This window comes from Ancylobacter moscoviensis (assembly GCF_007559435.1).
Classification (GTDB): Bacteria; Pseudomonadota; Alphaproteobacteria; order Rhizobiales; family Xanthobacteraceae; genus Ancylobacter; species Ancylobacter moscoviensis.
Map to the genome: position 1 here is coordinate 232,547 of NZ_VMBP01000007.1, position 18,224 is coordinate 250,770.

13 protein-coding genes and 1 pseudogene are annotated in these 18,224 nt (G+C 67.7%); 4 read left to right on the forward strand and 10 right to left on the reverse strand.

Annotated features, from left to right (window positions below; genetic code table 11):
- Positions 1-114: 114 nt before the first annotated feature.
- Both FO470_RS19200 and FO470_RS19205 read right to left on the reverse strand, forming a co-directional pair.
- Complete coding sequence (locus FO470_RS19200) at positions 115-942, reverse strand: aldo/keto reductase (protein WP_144344603.1); 828 nt, start codon at positions 940-942, stop codon at positions 115-117.
- Between the two features lie 33 nt (positions 943-975).
- Positions 976-2,157, reverse strand: a complete 1,182-nt coding sequence (locus FO470_RS19205) for an MFS transporter (protein ID WP_144344628.1) — start codon at positions 2,155-2,157, stop codon at positions 976-978.
- A gap of 159 nt (positions 2,158-2,316) precedes the next feature.
- On the opposite strand from FO470_RS19205, the gene FO470_RS19210 reads away from it, so the two are divergent.
- Complete coding sequence (locus tag FO470_RS19210) at positions 2,317-3,216, forward strand: LysR family transcriptional regulator (protein WP_144344604.1); 900 nt, start codon at positions 2,317-2,319, stop codon at positions 3,214-3,216.
- Between the two features lie 45 nt (positions 3,217-3,261).
- Here the strand turns inward: FO470_RS19210 and FO470_RS19215 are convergent, their stop codons facing one another.
- The 4 genes from FO470_RS19215 to bcsA are packed head-to-tail and all read right to left on the reverse strand — an operon-like array spanning position 3,262 to position 11,574.
- Positions 3,262-5,562, reverse strand: coding sequence for a hypothetical protein (locus tag FO470_RS19215; RefSeq protein ID WP_144344605.1), 2,301 nt, complete (start codon positions 5,560-5,562; stop codon positions 3,262-3,264).
- The gene (locus tag FO470_RS19220; protein ID WP_246659642.1) at positions 5,553-6,563 is read right to left on the reverse strand and encodes a family 8 glycosyl hydrolase; all 1,011 of its coding nucleotides are present in this window, start codon (positions 6,561-6,563) and stop codon (positions 5,553-5,555) included. Before FO470_RS19220 ends, FO470_RS19215 begins: the two co-directional genes overlap by 10 nt.
- 50 nt (positions 6,564-6,613) lie before the next feature.
- Positions 6,614-9,361 carry a cellulose biosynthesis cyclic di-GMP-binding regulatory protein BcsB gene (locus FO470_RS19225; protein WP_144344607.1) on the reverse strand — a complete coding sequence of 916 codons (2,748 nt, stop codon included), beginning with the start codon at positions 9,359-9,361 and terminating at the stop codon, positions 6,614-6,616.
- A 5-nt stretch (positions 9,362-9,366) separates the two neighbouring features.
- Positions 9,367-11,574 carry a UDP-forming cellulose synthase catalytic subunit gene (bcsA, locus tag FO470_RS19230; protein ID WP_144344608.1) on the reverse strand — a complete coding sequence of 736 codons (2,208 nt, stop codon included), beginning with the start codon at positions 11,572-11,574 and terminating at the stop codon, positions 9,367-9,369.
- Positions 11,575-11,909: 335 nt separating this feature from the next.
- Here bcsA and bcsN point away from each other — a divergent pair, with 335 nt between their 5' ends.
- Positions 11,910-12,980 carry a cellulose biosynthesis protein BcsN gene (gene bcsN / locus FO470_RS19235; protein WP_186292031.1) on the forward strand — a complete coding sequence of 357 codons (1,071 nt, stop codon included), beginning with the start codon at positions 11,910-11,912 and terminating at the stop codon, positions 12,978-12,980.
- A gap of 19 nt (positions 12,981-12,999) precedes the next feature.
- Here the strand turns inward: bcsN and FO470_RS19240 are convergent, their stop codons facing one another.
- From FO470_RS19240 to FO470_RS19590, 3 genes are all read right to left on the reverse strand, one after another.
- Positions 13,000-14,154 carry an acyltransferase family protein gene (locus FO470_RS19240; protein WP_144344610.1) on the reverse strand — a complete coding sequence of 385 codons (1,155 nt, stop codon included), beginning with the start codon at positions 14,152-14,154 and terminating at the stop codon, positions 13,000-13,002.
- 115 nt (positions 14,155-14,269) lie between these two features.
- The gene (locus FO470_RS19245) at positions 14,270-14,959 is read right to left on the reverse strand and encodes a hypothetical protein (RefSeq protein WP_144344611.1); all 690 of its coding nucleotides are present in this window, start codon (positions 14,957-14,959) and stop codon (positions 14,270-14,272) included.
- Positions 14,960-15,060: 101 nt separating this feature from the next.
- Complete coding sequence (locus tag FO470_RS19590) at positions 15,061-15,234, reverse strand: hypothetical protein (protein WP_186292032.1); 174 nt, start codon at positions 15,232-15,234, stop codon at positions 15,061-15,063.
- Between the two features lie 254 nt (positions 15,235-15,488).
- On the opposite strand from FO470_RS19590, the gene FO470_RS19250 reads away from it, so the two are divergent.
- On the forward strand, positions 15,489-16,001 hold the full coding sequence (locus tag FO470_RS19250) for a L,D-transpeptidase (protein ID WP_144344612.1): 513 nt from the start codon (positions 15,489-15,491) through the stop codon (positions 15,999-16,001).
- A gap of 119 nt (positions 16,002-16,120) precedes the next feature.
- Here the strand turns inward: FO470_RS19250 and pyk are convergent, their stop codons facing one another.
- Positions 16,121-17,668 (reverse strand): pyruvate kinase, encoded by a 1,548-nt coding sequence (gene pyk / locus FO470_RS19255; RefSeq protein WP_144344613.1) that lies wholly within the window; start codon positions 17,666-17,668, stop codon positions 16,121-16,123.
- A gap of 421 nt (positions 17,669-18,089) precedes the next feature.
- On the opposite strand from pyk, the pseudogene FO470_RS19260 reads away from it, so the two are divergent.
- Positions 18,090-18,224 (forward strand): annotated as a pseudogene (locus FO470_RS19260) (NAD(P)(+) transhydrogenase (Re/Si-specific) subunit alpha); the annotation flags it as partial.

Consider the following 18,224-nt stretch of genomic DNA (forward strand, 5'->3'; position numbering starts at 1 on the left):
GCTCTCCGCCCCGATCCCCTTGTCTATGAACACGAAAATATAGCTGATGGGAATAAGAAATAACCCGGAGCGCCGGTTGGTCGCGGCGCTCCGGGTCTGGTCGCGGCGGAAGGCTCAGGCGGCGTCCCAGACCGGCGCGAGGCCTTCCGGGCTGACGATCCGCCCGTCCGGGCGGGCGAGGGCGTGGATCGCCGCCATCTCGCCGGCCGACAGCTCGAAGTCGAAGATGGCGAAGTTCTCGGCTGCGCGGGTCTCGGTCGCGGTCTTGGAGAGGGCGACGAGCCCGTCCTGCTGGATCACCCAGCGCAGTACCACCTGAGCGACGCTCTTGCCTTTCGCCGCGGCGATCTCCTTCAGCACCGGCTCGTCGAACACCTTGCCGTCCGCCATGGCGTAATAGGCGGTGATGGAAAGACCGGCGGCACGGGCCGCCTTTATCACCACGCTCTGGTCGATATAGGGGTGGTATTCGACCTGGTTGGTGACGAGCGGGGCGTCGCTGAGTGCGATCGCCTCGGCAATCTGCGCGGTGTTGAAGTTCGAGACGCCTATGTGACGCACCTTGCCGGCGCGGACCACCTCGTTGAGCGCCGCGACGGGCTCGGGGAGGGGATGCCCTGCGGGCCAGTGCAGAAGCAGCAGGTCCACATAGTCGGTCCGTAGCTTCCGCAGGCTCTCGTCGACCGAGGCGACCAGCGCGTCATGGCCGTATTTGTCGACCCACACCTTGGTGGTGAGGAAGATGTCGGCGCGGCGGACGCCCGAGCGCTCGATACCCTCGCCGACCTCGGCCTCGTTGCCGTAGATCTGCGCGGTGTCGATGTGGCGGAAACCAAGCTTGAGCGCATGCGGCACCATGCGTAGCGTGTCGGGGCCGGGCAGGCGGAAGGTACCGTAGCCGAGCGCGGGAATGGTGGCGCCATTGGCGGTGACGAATTTCATCGGGGTCTCCATGGGTGGCGGGCCGATTTGGGCTCAGGCGGGGCTCAGCTCGGGCGTCGTGCGCCGATCCAGCATGCCGCTCCACATAGTCAGTCCCAGCGCGGCGACAACCAGGATGGCGCCGACCCAGGGCGTCGCGCCGAGCCCGAGCGGGGAGGCGACGACAAGGCCGCCGACCCAGGCGCCGATGGCGATGCCGAGATTGAAGGCGGCGATGTTGAGCGCCGAGGCGACGTCCACCGCGCCGGGACGCGCCTTCTTCGCCAGCTCGACGACATAGATCTGCAGGCCCGGCACGTTGGCGAAGGACAGGAAGCCCAGCGCGGCGAGCGTCGGCAGGGCGAGCCAGGGCGAGAGCGCGGTGAAGCTGAACAGCGCCAGTACCGCCGCCTGCGCGACGAAGAGGAAGGTGAGCGCCTTCACCGGGTCGCGGTCGGCGATCCGTCCGCCGACGATGTTGCCCACCGCGATGGCGGCGCCGTACAGCACCAGGATCAGGCTGACGCTGGAGGCGGCGAAGCCGGTGATGTGCTCCAGGATCGAGGCGAGATAGGTGAAGGCGACGAAGGTGCCGCCATAGCCGAGCGCGGTCATGCCGTAGACGATGAGCAGCCGGCCGGAGCCCAGGACGCGCAGTTGGTCGACGAGGCGGGCGGGCTCGGCGCGGCTGAGATTGGCGGGCAACAGCGCGGCGATGCCGATGAAAGCGACGACGCCCAGCGCGGCGACCGCCCAGAAGGTGGCGCGCCAGCCGAAGGTCTGGCCGATAAAGGTGCCCATCGGCACGCCGGTGACGATGGCGACCGTCAGGCCCATGAACATCATGGCGATGGCCGAGGCGCGCCGGTCGGCTGGCACGAGGTCGGCGGCGATGGTCGACCCGACCGAGAAGAACACGCCATGGGCGAAGGCGGACAGCACGCGCGCGACCAGCAGCAATTCGTAGCTCGGGCTCAGCGCGGCGGCGGTGTTGCCGATGACGAACAGCGCCATCAGGCCGAGCAGGAGCGGCTTGCGCTCCATCCGGCCGGTCAGAGCGGTCAGGATGGGCGCGCCGAAGGTGACGCCGAGCGCGTAGACGCTGACGATCAGGCCGGCGAGCGGCAGGTTGATGGACAGGTCGGCAGCGACGGTGGGCAGCAGGCCGACGATGACGAATTCGGTGGTGCCGATCGCATAGGCCGCGATGGTGAGCGCGAACAGCGCGAGGGGCATTCTGGTGAGCGACATGACAAATCTCCGCGCGCCCGCGCCTTGGGCGCGACGCAGCAAGCGATGACGGGTGTTGCGGCGAATATGCGCGGCGCCGGCTTGCGCGATAAGCCACTATGATGGATCAATACCTGTGAACTGAAATCACAGATAAGGTCGACCTTGGACAATCGCGCGGGCGAGATGCAGGTGCTGGTCGAGGCGGTGGAGCGCGGCAGCTTCTCCGCCGCAGGGCGCCGGCTCGGCCTGTCGCCCTCGGCGGTGAGCAAGCTGGTGTCGCGGCTGGAGGAGCGGCTCGGCGTGCGCCTGCTCAACCGCTCGACCCGCGCCATCGTCCTGACCAGCGAGGGCGAGGCCTATGTGGCGCGGGCGCGCCGCATCCTCGGCGAGATCGACGAGGCGGAGCGCTTCATCGCCGCCGGCGCCGCCGCCGTGCCGCGCGGCCGGTTGCGGGTGAGCGCCTCCGTCGGCTTCGGCGAGCGCTGCCTCGTGCCGCTGATCCCGGAATTCCTCGCCCGCTATCCGGAGGTACAGCTCGACCTTTCGCTGAGCGACGAGGTGATCGACCTCGTGGCGGAGCGGGCGGATATCGGCCTGCGCTCTGGGCCGATGCGCGATTCCAGCCTCAAGGCACGCAAGGTGATGGAGAGCGACCGGGTGATCATCGCCTCTCCCGCCTACCTCGAATGTCACGGCATGCCGGCGACGCCGGCGGACCTCGCGCAGCACAACTGCCTGCGCTTCAATTTCCGCCGCAGCCTGGACGAATGGCCGTTCCGCGATCCGGTGTCGGGGGAAAGCTACGCACTGCCGGTCACAGGTAATCTCGAGGGGAACAGCGGCGCCATGCTGCGTCGCCTCGCGCTGGACGGGCTGGGCCTTGCCCGCATCGGGCGCTTCCATGCCCAGCCGGATATCGAGGCGGGGACACTGGTGCCGGTGCTGGATGCGTTCAACGGGCGGGATATCGAGCAGGTGCACGCGGTCTTCGTCGGGCACGATTACCTCGCCGCCCGCATCCGTGCCTTCGTCGATTTCCTCGTGGAACGGATCGGCCGGTAGCTGTCCAGCGGCGGGATTCGGCGCGAGTCCCGCCGCCGGTGATCATCAGGTCCGGTACTTCTTGGTCACCGCGTCGATGGCGGAGATGCCGTTATGGCCCTCGGCATTGCCCTGCGCTGCCAGCGCCCGGAAGATGCGCTCGGCCGAGCGCAGGTCGCGGATCTTGTAGTAGGACCAGGCGCGCAGCACCATCAGATCCTGCTGTTCGGGGGCGATGCGGGAGCGTTCGTCGAGTGCGATGATAGCTTCCACGTAGCGCTCGTCCTTGTAGGCGGCGAGCGCGCGCTGGGCGAGGAGGTCGCCGCTGAGCTGAACGGAGCGGCGCGGATTCTGCGGCGCCTCGAGCGCGGCGGCCTGGGCGCGGTTGGTCATGCCGAGGCGCAGATAGGCGAGCGACTTGCCGTAGGCGGCGTCCTCGGCGACGCGGCCGGTGCCGCGGGCGAGACCCTCGTCGAATGCCCGGACCGCTTCCATCGGCCGGTCGAGATCGAGCAGCCTCCAGCCACGGGCAACGGCGCCGGCACCGCCGGAGGCGGCGGTCGCGCCCACCTCGGTGCTGCCGGTGCGGGCGACCGAGCGCGAGACGGGACGGCGGCGCGGCGTCGGCGGCACGTAGTCGGCGGCGGGATAGGAGGGCTGGGCCGCGTAGGAAGCCTGCGCCACCGATTGCGCCGGCGCTGCCGGCAGGGCGGGGAACTGGATGCCGCTCTGATAGGGGGCGCCCTGATAGGCCAGCGGCGCGGCCGCATTGCCCGGCTGCGGGATCGGCTGGAACTGGGCCACCTGGCCGGCGGTCGGTACCGGCGCATACTGCGCGCCGCGCACATAGCCACGCGCGCTCTGCGGGCCGAGGGTCGGCACGCCGACCGGCGGGGGCTGCCGCGTGGGCGGCGGAGTCAGGCGGTTGGCGGCGGCGACGAGCGGATCGAGGCGCAGCCCGCCGAGCGTCTGCGTCTGGGCGTTGCGCGCTTCCAGACGGGCGCGGACGACCGGATCGACCAGCGCGACGATGCGCTCGGAGCGCTGACCCCAGCTCTGTACCATGGCGTTGAGGCGCGCGACGTCGCCGAGACGCCAGAAGGTGAGCGAGAGGCCGTAGGCGGAGGGCTCGTCGTTCGGATCCCAGTTGAGGGCGGTCTCGAACCAGGACTGGGCGGTGACGATCTGCCCGGTGTTGTAGGCGTACCAGCCGAGGCCCTGGGCACCCGGCACGTATTTGTCGCGCATCACCACGGGGCTGAAGCGCGTGAGCACGATCTCGTCGAGCACCGGCGGCGGATCGGCGGTGAGCAGCGCGATGACGACGTCGAGATAGGCCTTGTTGTTCTCCGGCGCGGCGTCGCGCCACTCGAAGGCGATCGGCTCGGCCTCGAGCGAGCGGCCGAGGAAGTTCAGCGCCAGCACATAGCCTTCGGCCGACTTGGCGCCGCCCTTGCGGTCGAGCGCCAGCTTGAACCATTCGAGCGCGCGGGTCGCCTCGTCGTGGCGGAACAGGTACCAGCCGAGCAGCAGCGGGTCGCCGGGCGTCGTGCCCTTGCGCGCCAGCTCCTCCATCCGCTTGATGTCGTCGGCGGGCACCGTGTACTCGGGGTTCTCGGCGGCATGCCCCATGCGGCGGCGAATGAGGTCGTCGCGCAGCGCGGCGAATTCGGGATTGCCGGCGGCGTCCTTGCGCTCGAGCTTGAGCAGGCTCTGGATTTGCTCGTCGGACAGCAGCGGCATCGCCTTCTGCACCGTCGCCAGCCGCTCGGCCGCATCGTTGCAGTTGTTCAGGATGTAGGTGTAGGCGTCGATCGCCCGCGGCGGCTGGTCGGTCTTGGTGAAGGCCTCGGCGACGCGCCAGAGAATGTCGATGTTCGGGCAGGTCAACAGGCCCGGCGTCTCGGTGGCGAGACGCAGCACGGTGTTCCACTGCTCGGCGTCGGAGGCGTTGATCAGCCGCCGGCGGCTTTCCGATTCATTGAGCCGGGCGAGCAGGTCGGCCGGCGGCTGCCAGGACGGGTCGGCGGACTGGCGGGTGGCGATGGCGCTGCGCACGTCGCTGTACTTGCCTTCGGCATACAGCTTCCACATGCGCTGGAGTTCGACGTCGGTCTGCGGGCCGAACAGGTCGTCGGGCGGCGACCAGTCCGGGTACAGCGCGCGCAGGCGCGCGATCTCGGCTTCCAGGCGGCGGGTGTCGCCCTGCGAGGCGAAATAGCGGAGAGCGGTCTCGTCGACCTTGGCGCGGGCGGTATTGCCGGCATCGGTTTTGCGGCCGCTGCCGGGGAGCTCTATCTGTTGACCAATCGCGGGAACGACGGCTCCCCCGAGCATGAGCAACAGAATGGCTCTCTTCAAAGACATTTCGGATATCGCTCCGCGATCAGCGCCCAGCCCAACAAATACAACGTCGACGGATAGTAGAGCGTCGGCTCAAACCGTCGTAGATCGGCGGGGATCGGGGTGGCGTTCAGGGCGCACGCGAGGACCGCGCCGAGCATGCGATAGCCCGGGTCGGTAAGCTGCGTAAGCGCGCGTCCGGTCGGGATGTCGACGATCGCCGGGGTGCCCCCATTGTCGATCAGCCAGTTCCGCCGGAAGGGTTCCTGTAATGCCGTGTTCTCGATCCCTGCTCTCAAAAGGTAAAGAGATATCCTTAATGAATTGTAACCAAAGACCGGCGGAAAGCCCTCCGCCACGGTAACCGGCTTGCCCGCGGGGGCTGAAATCCAGTCGGGCGGCAGTCGAGCCGGGCCGAGCTGCGCGATGCTCAGGAGTTCCAGCCCCGTATTGGCCACGCCCGCCCAGTCGTATTCCGGCGCAAGGCGCGTCATGACCGGGAACGTCTCGAATATCCAGTAGGACAGATTCAGTATCGGCCCGTCCTTGCGCTCGCTGGCCGAGAAGCCGGAAATCCCCGGAAGCAGCAGGAGCCGAGAGCCGTCCTTTACGATGAGTTTCTGTCCGACGGCGCGCGCGATCTTCTTCGCGGAATCGATATAGGCTTGCTGGTTCCACGCCGACCCTGCCCTTGCGAGGGCATAGGCGATCAACAAATCCCCGTCGCTCGCCGCATTTACGTCGGTGACACGAGGTGTAGAATTGGGATCCCAGCGCCATGCTGCAAGTCCGTCATCGCGAATCAGCAACTCGGTACGCGTAAAACTCCATATGCGTTCGAAGTTGCTTCTGTCACCTGCTAAATACGCCAGCAGCATGCCATAGCCCTGACCTTCGCTATGGCTGATGCCGCCATTGGCGCTGTCGACGACCCGTCCGCTCTCGTCGACGAAGCGCGCCATATAGCCGTTCCACGCCTCCATCGGGATCGGCGTGGCGGTCTGGGCGGTGGTGGGGGAGGCCATGGAAAGCGCTCCGCAGGCAAGCAGGGCGAGGCCGGCGAGCCACCTTCCGATCATGTGGGCCGCCCCAGCCGGCGAAGCAGCAGGGCGGTGGCGATGCCAAGGATGGTGCCGGCGATGATCAGCATCAGCGCGTAGGGCACGATGTTGATCGACAGCCAGTTGGCCGCGATCATGCGGAAATTGGCGAAGGACAGCGGCTGGGTGAGAATGAACCGGAAGCTGCGGATGTCGCGCCGGTCGATCTCGCCCGAGGCCACCTGATAGGCGACCGCCTGGCCGCCGACGCGGTTCCACACGCTCTCGGAGGTGAAGCGGGTCATCGCGGTGGCGAGGGCTTCCGGCGTACGGCCGGCCACCAGTGTCCAGGCGGAGGAACCGGAGGGGCTCGTGCCCTGCGCCATCAGCACCGAGGTGCGCGGCGGCGGCTCGTAGAAGGTACGCCCCTCCTGGATGCGGAAGGAGGTGAAGTTGATCGAGAAGGTGCGTTCCAGCCAGCCTTCGAAGCCTTCCAGCAGGCCGTAGACATTCGTGCGGCCCTGCACGTTGTCGCGCCAGCGCTGGTAGATTTCCGGCGTGTTCTCGCTCGACGGCGGCACGGGCGCGAGCGCCGGGTCTTCGCCGGCCTGGCGCTTGCGGAAGCGTTCGAGGACGTTGTCGTATTCCTCGCTGCCGGAATTGGGGACGTCGTCGCCGCTGGCCGAGACGACCCAGTTGGAGCGGGCCGATTCCGCCACGCCCACCTGATCGAGCACGCTGGACGAGACGTGGTCGATGCCGCCCACGAAGATCGCGTTGCGGTTGCCGAGCGTCGCCGAGGCGGGCGCGGCGTCGATCGGCAGCGGCGCGCCGTTGGAGAGCGCGAGGCGCGACATCAGCGTGCCGGCCGCCGAGAGCGTGGAGGAATCCTGGCGCGCCAGCACGACGGCGAGCGGGTTGTCGTCGAGATTGTAGGGGAAGGAATTGGCGGAGAACGCCGCCAGATCCGGCAGCCGCCCGATGCGGGCGAAGTTGCCGATCGAGAACTCGGTGGAATCGAACAGCACGAAGCGGTTTTCGGCCGGCAGCGTGGCGCCGGGCAGGCAGCGCGCGTCGGACTCGGTGTCGAGCACGATCTCCAGCCAGACGCGGTTCACACCGGGGCGGAAGTTGCGCAGCGGGATCTGCATCGGCTCGTTCTGGAACAGGCCGCCGCCGCTCTTGGTGATCGGCAGGTTGGAGGCGATCTGCTCGTTCACATAGACGTCGACATGGCTGCCGGGACGGACCGCCGCGGTGAAGGCGGCATCGAGCGACAGGCGGGCATGGCCATAAGCCTGGGCGTAGAAGTCCGCCGGCAGGGCGATCTGGAACTCCACGCGGAAGCGTCGGCCGGAGAATTCCTGCGTGGCGACGCCGAGATCGGCGAGCCGCACGCTACGCGCGCTGCTGAACAGCGGCGCGTTCGGGGCGAAATAGGGCGCGGTGTTGACCGCGTCGGTCTGCGCGATGGAGATCGCGTTCAGCCGGTCGATGGCACGGTCGACATCTGTCGGCGTGGGACCGGAGATTACCAGCGTCGGCGCCCCGAGGCGCTCGTCCTCGATCAGGCTGGTGATCGGGCGCAGCCGCGCCTCGTTCGGCATCGAGGCCATGAGCCGGGGCAGTTCGGAAGCGGTGCCGACGACGACGGTGAGCCCGCCATTGGGCGTCGGGCCGATCTGGCCTTCCGCCACCGAGACCGACGGGTTGGGGAACTGCCCGCGCACCGCCAGCCCCTGCACCACGCGTAGCACGCGGGCGCTGCCGCCGCCCTCGATGGGGCCGGGAGTCACGACGCGGATCGGCGTCACGCCGTTCTGGTCGAAGCCGATGGAGGCGAGGTTGTCGAGGCCGCCGGAGAGCGGCGGACGGCCGCCGGTGAAGGAGATGCCGGTGCCTTCGTTGTTGATCTCGGTCCACAGCTCGTAGGTCGCGGTGACCGCGCAATCGGTGCGGTGGCGCTGCACGACGTCGATGCGCACGAGATTGGCGCCGGCGCGCAGCGTTCCACGCGGGATCGGCACCTCGAAATGCGAAGGCTCCTGCGAGGAGGCGATGGGACGCTCGATCACCGACTGGCCGTTGATGCTGACGCGGATGCGCGAGGTTTCCGGCATCACCACGACGGCGCTGAGATAGCTCAGCAGGAAGCTGGCCTGGCGGTTCGCTTCCTCCTGCGTCGCCTGGAACACCCAGGCGCGCGAGGCGATCTCGCCGGCGAAGATCATCCGCCGCTGCGGGACGATGAAGCGGTCCGGCCGGCGGGGCGCGGCCGGGGTGGCTTCTGCGGCCGGGACGAGATTTACGACCGGGGCGGGCTGGCCGGGCACCATCTGGAAGGGCGCGGCGGAAGGCGCGCTGGAGGGGGCGGGAGCCGGCGCGGCGGGGACGCCCGGCGTCGTCAGGGCGGGCTCCTCGACGGGAGCCGCGGGCGCCTGCGCGGTCGTGGCGGGCGGCGCGGTGTCCCACGAAGACGACGACGAGGGAGCCGGGGCGGGCGACAGCGGCGGCAGCGCCGGCGCGGTCACGACGGGCGCGCTGCCCCCGGCCGAACCGCTCGCCGCCGGCGGCGTCATCGGCACGGAGGCGGCCGGCGGGTTCGCCGGAGCGGGTGCGTTCTCCGACCCGCCATAGGAGGGGATCGGCGGCGTCATCGAGAAGCCGGTGCCCTGACCGGCGGAGGTCTGGGCGAAGGCCGGCGACAGGGCGGAACTGGCGAACGGGCCCTGCGCGAGGGCCAGCGCGAGGCCGGCGGCGGCGAGGCGGGAGAGCGTGCGCATCGTCGTCATCCACGTTTGGCCGGCGCGAGGACCGGGCGACGGCGCCGCTCGCGCCAGAGTTTCTGCAGGTGGATCAGGTAGGAGAGGCCGCGGCCGGTCTGGAAGATCGCGGTGCGCACGAAGCGGATCGTTCCCATGAGGACGCCCGGATTGTTGCGGCGCGAATCCTGGAATTTCTTCCACTCGTCGGAGTTGGCGAAGATCAGGTCGGCGATCAGCCGGTAATGGAGAGGCTGGTCGGGCTGGAACTGGCAGCCGATCAGCACGTCGTCGTCGTTGCGTTCCACATTGCGGATGCCGACCGGCAGGCTGTCGACCGAGATGTTCGGCGCCAGCGGGCGGAAGCGCAGCAGGCCGACGGTTCCGCGCTCGAGATCGGGCAGCGTTACATTGGCGGCGGGGCGCACCCGCGCGCCGCCCAGCGAGCCGTCCTCGATGATCGCGGGATAGGCGGTGCCGTTGAGCACCAGTTCACCGCGCCGCGCGAGGTTCACGCGATGCGAGCGGCGGCGGTTGCGCCGCTCCGAGACGACGCCGAGCGCACAGCCCGCCAGCAGCAGGTTGAGCAGGTTCCAGCCGCCGACGACGATGATGACGTCCTGGTTGAACGGCTCGGTGAGCAGGCGCCAGATCGTCAGCAACGCGCCGACGATCAGCACGGCGAAGATGATGAAGAAGGGCCGGCCGATTTCCGACACATGGCCCTCCTCCATGGTCTCGTGCTTGGCCGTCACCTTGAAGGTGGGCTTGCGCGGGTTGGCGAGCACGGCGATCAGTGCCGGGAACAGGTAGATCGCCTGTATGTATTCGTAGAGTTCCGAGATCCACGGCCAGCGGTAGCGGCCGTAGAGGTAGTTCTGCATCAGCAGGTTCACCAGCATGTAGGTGGTGGTGTAGGCGAGGAACTCGGCACCGGAGGCGTTGAAGATCTCCAGCGAGAAGAACAGGTAGAACAGCGGCGAGATGAGGAACATCAGCCGCGAATAGGGAAACAGCCAGAACAGCGTGCTGGAGCAGTAGCTGAGCCGCTGGGCGAGGGTGAGGCCGCGCTTGCCGGGCGGGAAGTGGAAGCGCAGGATCTGCATCATGCCCTGCGCCCAGCGCGAGCGCTGGCCGATGAAGCTGGCGTAGCTCTCCGGCTGCAGGCCGGCGATCATTGGTTTCTCGACATAGATCGAGTGCCAGCCGCGCGAATGCAGCTCGAGCGCGGTCTCGCAGTCCTCGGTGATGGTGACGCCGCTGAAGCCGTTGGTCTCGTTGAGCGCGCGCCGGCTCAGCACCGCGGCCGAGCCGCAGAAGAAGGCGGCGTCCCACTTGTCGAGCCCGCGCTGGATGATGCCGTAGAACATCTCGTTCTCGGACGGCATCGTGTCGAAGGTGCCGAGGTTGCGTTCCAGCGGATCGGGATTGATGAAGAAGTGCGGCGTCTGCACCAGGAACAGGTTCTCGTCCTGGAGGAAATAGCCGACCGTATTGGTGAGGAAGTCGCGCGTCGGCGCGTGGTCGGCGTCGAACACCGCGACCAGCTCCGCCTGCGAATGCTGGAGGCCGTTGTTCAGGTTGCCGGCCTTGGCGTGTTCGTTCTTCGCACGGGTGAGGTAGCGGGCGCCGAGGCCGGCGCAGAGTTCCTGGAGTTCGGCCCGGCGTTTCACGGCAGCCGCGGCCTGGACGTGGTCGTCCTGCTCGCATTTCTGGTCGGTGCCGCCGTCGTCGAGCAGCCAGACGGTGAACTTGTCCGCGGGGTAATCCATGCTCAGCGCCGCCGAGATGGTCGAGGCGAGCAGGTGCGGGTCTTCGTTATAGGTCGGGATGAAGACGTCGACGGAGGGAACCTGATCGGCCGGAATCGGCGGGGCGCTGCGCTCCGGCATCGGCGCGGAGACGACGAACAGGCTGAGGAACAGCATGAAGACGCTGTACATCTCGGCGAGATACAGCAGGAAACCCGGTATGAAATCTTCGATCTGCGTTATCGGCGGAATGGTGCTGGTGGTGCGCCAGTAGACGTAGCGCAGCACGATGGCGGTGCCGAGCGCCAGGGCGACGGTGCGCAGCGGGCCGACGGGCGGGCCGAACATCTTGAGCAGGATCATCGCGACGACCACGATGCAACCGGCGATAAGATGAGCCTGCAGGCTGATCGGCAGTGTGATCAAGAACACCACGACCAGGGACGCGATAGCCCACAGAACGGCGATCCATGCTTTGCGCATCGACTTTCCTGTCTCGTCCAATCCCGGTGACGTCGGGATTCTGATAATGGGCAGAAGTTGAAAAAACCTATCTAAAATCGAATTAAGGGGTGATTTGTTCGATTCCAAGCGCCAGCTGTGCAGGGTAAAGTCATTTTATACAAGTGATTCGGCGTTGTTCAGACTGCGATTGAGGGCTGTCGTGGTCTGGGCGCGCTTATCCGCCAGCGCGAGTGTTTGAAGGGGCCATGACGGGACGGACCACGCGCAAATCTCTCTCCGTGTGCCTGGTCGCGTCCGTTGCCCTTCTGGCGGCGGGCTGCGGTGTCTATCCTTGGCGCGGACAGGATCCGAAGGTGGCAAACCTTGCCAAGGAGGTGGAGGTCGCCGACGCTCTGGTGCTGCCGGAGCCCGGTTCGACGCCGCCTGTGGTGGCGGTGGTGCAGACCACCTACCTCAACGCCATCGAGCAGGAGATCATCCTCGGGACCAACTCCCATTCGCGCGGGCAGAACGCGATCTACACCGTCTTCTTCGGGCCGGTGAAGGAACGCACCGGCTGGGAGAACCTGCGGGCGGACGATTTTCTCAACGAAGAAGTCGTCGAGCAGGAAATGCTTGATCGCATGCCCGGCGTATCGATGTACGTCTCGAATTACTTCGTCCAGAACCGTTATGGGCCGTTCAACTACGCGATCGGCAATGCCGGCGGCGGCGAGCTGTGCATCTATGGCTGGCAGCGCATCCAGTCGCAGGTGCCGATGAATTTCTTCCTGCGCGACCGTGGCGTGCTCTCCATCCGGCTGCGCCTGTGCCAGATCGGCGCCAGCGAGCAGGATCTGCTGCGCGTGATGTACCGCTATTCGATCAACGGCTACTTCCTTCCCTATATCTGGCAGCCCTATGGCCGCCCGATGGGCGAGCCGGAGGGCCTCGGCCGCATTGGCGGGCCGCTCGCCTATCCGTCCGGCCTGCAGGGCGACGGTACGGTGCTGGACGGCTGGATGGGGCCCGAAGAGGCGATCGCGCCGGTTTCGGCCGCTCCCGCGCCACGCCGCCGCTCGCGCCCGCGCTATGGCAGCGCCGTGCCGCAGCCCGAGCCGGTCTATCAGTCGGGGCAGCCGCAGGGCAATCTCGTCGATCCCTATGAGGGGTATCCGCAGGTGCCCGGTCCCGCCGGCTCCGCGCAACTCGCTCCCTCCTCACGTGCGACGGTGATCCAGGGTTCGCCGCCGCCCGGCGCCGTGGTCGATCAGGCGCCGGCGCGGCCGGTCCAGTCGGCGACGCAGAATTCGCCCTTCTCCACGCCGCCGATCCTGCCCGGCGTACCGCCGGTGTCGACCCCGTCGACGAGCGGTTCCGGTTCGGTCGGGGATCCCGTCCGGCTGGTGCCGGGCGCGGGCAGCTATCCCTCACCGGCGCAATAGGAAGCGTCAGGCCGGCGGCTCAGGAGGCAGCGAGGCGGCGTGCGCGTCCACGCTTGCGGACCGCCCTGAGGGCAGCCAGCAGCGGCCTTTCCACCGTCACCAGAAAGAGCTGGCCGAGCGCCAGCGTGGTGAGCCCAGTGGCGATGAACAGCCCGGCGAGGGCGACCGGCGACAGCGGCGCGAAGGCGGCGAAGATCGCGGAGGCCGGCGCCACGATCAGCGGCACGTGCACGAGATAGATCGGGAAGGACAATTCCCCGAGCCGCTGCAGCGGTGTCGTCTCGAAGAAGCGGCGCACCGGAGGGGTGATCAGCACCGCTATCAGCGTGAGGATCGCGCCGGCCTGCCGCGCGCCATCGGCGCCAAGCCAGGAGACCAGCGTCGGCAACAGGCCGTCGCCGCCGGCATGGCCGGGAAATGTGGCGCCGAGTATGAGGCCCACGACGCCCGCCGCTGCACCGGCCGTCGCATGGTCGCGCAGCCGACCGCGCACTTCATGCACCAGCGCGCCGCCGCAGAAGGCGGAGAGGTAGAACAGCCCGAGTGCTGCGAAGCCGACGAGGCCGGCCGCCATGGCGAGCGGCCGGGCGCGGCCCTTCAGCACGGCATAGGAGCCGTAGATGAGGACGGAGCCCAGGAACTCCGCCTGCATCGTCCAGAGCGGGTTGTTGAAGCGGGTCGTGCCGTTCAGGAAGACACCGACGGCGCCCTCCCAGATCGCCTGTCCGAGCGGGGGAATCGGCGGCTGGTAGGTCCAGCGGAACCAGGGGCTGGCGCTGATCGCCTGCGCGTCGCGCGCGGCATCGGGGAAGCCGGTGAGCCATGCCCAGGCGAGGATGGAGGAGGCCAGCGCGGGCACGCCGAGGCGCAGATAGCGCAGACCGATCGCCAGCGGCGCGGCGCGCGGGCCCAACGGTGCCGAAGCGGCCAGCACGAAGCCGGAGAGAACGAAGAACACCGCGACCGCGAAATGGCCGTTCCAGAACACGGCGAACGGTGTGTCGAAGAGCGAGAAGCCGGTCCGTGCCTTGTCGGCGAAGCGGCCGGGCGCAAAAGCGTAGAAGAAGTGGAACGCCACCACCGCGCAGGCGGCGACGCCGCGCAGCCCGTCGAGGCACGTCACGCGGCCGGGCGCCGCCGGAGCCTGCGGAAGGAGGGCGGCGGGCTGCGGCATCGGCGCTCTCGATGCGGAATAGGGTGGAGATTGGGGAAGGGGCAGCCAGCATTGCCGGGCCCGGTATTATCCGGCCGCGTGTCGCCTCAGGACGGCGCGCGGCCGGATAATCGGGTCACTTGTCGGCGGAAAGGGTCGCGACCTCGCGCCCACCATTCATCTTCTTGAGTTCGTTGACGTAATCCTCCGGCACCAGCAGGTGCCAGGGCGTCTTGAGGCCCATGAAGCTGGCGATCTGGCCGATGAACCAGGTGCAGTTGGTGGTCGTCGCGTTCCAGAACGGCGTGTTCTTCTGCAGCTTCTGGATATAGGCGAAGACCTTCGGCGCGTCCTCCTCGGAGAGATAGACGCGGTAATTCGCCGTCAGATACTGCTCGTCGAGATCGCCATAGCTGGCCCCGGTCTCGGACGGCACCGGCATCATGTGCCCGAGCACATAGGGAACCGGGCTGTCGGTGGCGGGATGCAGGCCGGCGACCTCCACCTCACGCTGGGTCGACTTGCCGAACCAGATGAAGGCATGGCCGTAGGAAGCCGCGGTGCGCGCGCGGAAATCCACATAATAGGGGCCCGGAGCTGCCGGCGCGACGGCCGCAGCCGTTGCGGCGCCCTGGGCGGAGTTCTTCGCCGCGGCGGCGGGCTTCGGCTTGGCAGCCGGCTTCTGGCCGGTCGTGCTTTCCACCGGCGTGGCGTTGGCGCTGTCGATAATGGCAGCCGCCGGGCCGAGGCCGGCGAAAAACGCCGTGAACGCACAAAGCGCCACTGCGGCGCAGTGGCGCTTTGCATTTATCGGGAGCATTTTCATGCCAACACCTTGTCGCTTCTCGATCCGAACGCGTGCAGGAACGAGCCCGCCGCGGTCATGTCAAGCACGACGCGACATCGAGGTGCGGGCTCGATGCCCAATCAGCCCTTGGTGTAGATCGGCTCGGGAGCCTTGCCAACCGGCGCCTTGCCGATCGGGGCCTTGCCGATGGGGGCAGCGGTTTCCTGAACCGGCTCCGGACGGGGGAGGTCGGCGGCCAGCGCAGCGCCCACCATGAGGAGCGACGCGGAAGCGACGAGCAGAGACTTGAGCATGCGCAATTACCTTCTATTGCGAGACGAAGAGCGGGCCGTCGGCGGAACCGAGGTCTTCAAGACTGAAAATAGCCGTTCCTGAGCACACGTGCAATTGAACGCGGTTCGCCGCGCCGGTTGTATCTCGACTTTTCGGGTACTGTTGCAAAAATGGCGCGAAAACTCTGTCGGTGCGGTACGTCATGCCCGCCGATGCGGCGAGGCCTCCGCAATTCTGGTATCACCCGACCATCATCGTTCGCAGGGGCTGGACCATGTTGCGTTGGAAGTCTTTCTGCCTGGCCGTGATGGCTGCGCAGCTTCTTGTGCCCGCGAGCCTTCAGGCGCGTGAGACGGTGCCGTTCGACAAGCCGGAATACCGGCCGGGCACCATCGTCGTCAGCACGAAGGAGCGCCGTCTCTACCTCGTTCTCGGCCAGGGGCAGGCGCTTCGCTATCCGGTCGCGGTGGGCAAGCGCGGCAAGCAGTGGCAGGGGCAGGCGCGAATCGAACGCAAATATGTCGAGCCGGCCTGGTCGCCGCCCGACGAGATCAAGCGCGACAACCCGAAGCTGCCGGCCGTCATCGCCGGTGGAGCGCCGGACAACCCGATGGGCGCGCGCGCCATGACGCTCACCGGCGGCGGGCAGTATGCGATCCACGGCACCAACCGGCCGCGCTCGATCGGCACCTTCGCCTCCTATGGCTGCGTGCGCATGCACAATGACGACATCATCGATCTCTACGGCCGCGTCGGCGTTGGCACACCCGTGGTGATGCTGCCCTGAGGCTTCGCCTGCGTGGCTCCATCCACCGCGACCGAGATATGAAAAAGGCCCGCTCTCCGGCGGGCCTTTTCTGCATCGGCGAGGCGCCCCGCGCATGGTGGGGGCGAATCGTGGCGAGGCTAGTCGGCCTTGTCGGCCACCGGCATGGAGCGGACCGCTGCCCCACCGGCGCTCTTGGCCGCCGCGCGCGGGCGCAGCGTGTCGGTCTTGTCCTCGGGGCGCGGCTTGCGCGTCGCGATCGACTTGTCGACCGTGACGAGGCGCAGCACGTTGGTCGTGCCGGGAGTGGCGAAGGGCACGCCGGCGGTGATGGCGATCTTGTCGCCTTCCTTGGCGAAGCCATGCTCCACCGTGACCTGCGTCGCCTTGGTCGCCATTTCGCCGAAGGTGTGGATCTCTTCCGGCGCGTGCACGACATGCACGCCGTAGGACATCACCAGCCGGCGGGCGGTGGAAAGCTGGCTGGCGATGCCGACGATCGGGATGCGCGGGCGCTCGCGCGCCGCGTGCAGCGTCGTCGTGCCGGAGAGCGTGTAGGTGACGATGGCGGCGGCATCGATCGACAGGGCGGCCTGATAGGCGGCCTGCGTCACCGCGTCGGCGACCGAATGGCCGGCGTCCGGGCGCTGCGATTCGATGATGGCGCGGTAGCCGGGATCGCGCTCCACCTGCTTGATGATCTGGTCCATCATCGCCACCGCCTCGACCGGATACTGCCCGGCGGCGCTCTCGGCCGAGAGCATCACCGCATCGGCGCCGTCATAGACGGCGGTGGCGACGTCCGAGACCTCGGCGCGGGTCGGCACCGGGGCGCTGATCATCGATTCCAGCATCTGCGTCGCCACGATCACCGGCTTGCCGAGGCGGCGGGATTCGCGGATCACGCGCTTCTGCAGCGCCGGAATCTCGGGAAGCGACAGCTCCACGCCGAGGTCGCCGCGCGCCACCATGATGCTGTCGGAGAGCTCGGTGAGGCGGGTGAGGTGCTCGACCGCCTGCGGCTTCTCCAGCTTGAGGTTCACCTGCGCGCGGCCCTGGATCAGCTCCTTGGCCTCGATCACGTCCTCGGGGCGCTGCACGAAGGAGAGGGCGATCCATTCCACGCCGAGGTCGAGCGCGAAGAATAGGTCGGAGCGGTCCTTGTCGGTGAGAGCCGAGACCGGCAGCAGCACGTCGGGGACATTGAAGCCCTTGTTGTTGGAAAGCTTGTTGCCGGCGATGACCTCGGCCTCGATATAGCCGTTGCCCTTTTTGACGACGCGCACGCGCACCTTGCCGTCGTCCAGCAGCACGGTCGAGCCCTCGTGCAGGGCCTCGAGGATTTCCGGGTGCGGGATCGGCACGCGCTTCTCGTCGCCCGGCGCCGTGTCGGTGTCGAAGCGGATGGTGGTGCCGGCGGTGAGATTGATGAAGCCGTCGACGAAGCGGCCGAGGCGCAGCTTCGGGCCCTGCAGGTCGGCGAGCACGCCGATCGGCCGGCCGACCTCCTTCTCCAGCGCGCGGACGGCGCCGAGCACGCGGCCATGGTTCTCCTGCGTGCCGTGGCTGAAGTTGAGCCGGAAGACGTCGACCCCGGCCTCGTAGAGGGCCTTGATCATCTCCGGGCTCGAAGATGCCGGTCCCAGCGTCGCCACGATCTTCGTTGCGCGTTCCCGCTTGCTTACCATGATTTCCTCCGTCGTGGCCCCAGCCGATGCAGGCACCGGCGCGTCCTCATATGAACGAAAAGAATGGCTGTGTCTTCCGGATGTTATCTTGCACCGCAGCGTGTCTCTTTCGCGACGCGGGGGATCACAAGCGCGTTCCGGAGGAAATAATACGGGATCGATTGGCGGGTCGATTTTCGGTGCGCCGGTCGTCCCGGAGTCGTGGAATTCGGCTTGCTGGCATGCGGAATTCTGTATACCAATATGGAAACGCACAGGATCAGGAAGGCGCGTCCTCGTCGCGGAGCCGGTGGATTTTTCCCCGCTTCCGGCGGTCATCCGGCCTACCGGCGAACCGCCGGCCGCCATGACCCAGGAAGACGCCTCCAGAAAACAACCTGGCGAAGAATAACCGGCTAATGACCTTCGTGGGAGGAAGGCGATGCGCTTGGCGATAGTGAAGGAAGATCCGTCGGTCGAACCGCGCGTCGGGGGCACGCCCGACACGGTACGGCGTTATATTGGCCTTGGAGCTGAGGTTGTTGTGGCTTCGGGTGCTGGCCTGGCGTCCGGGATT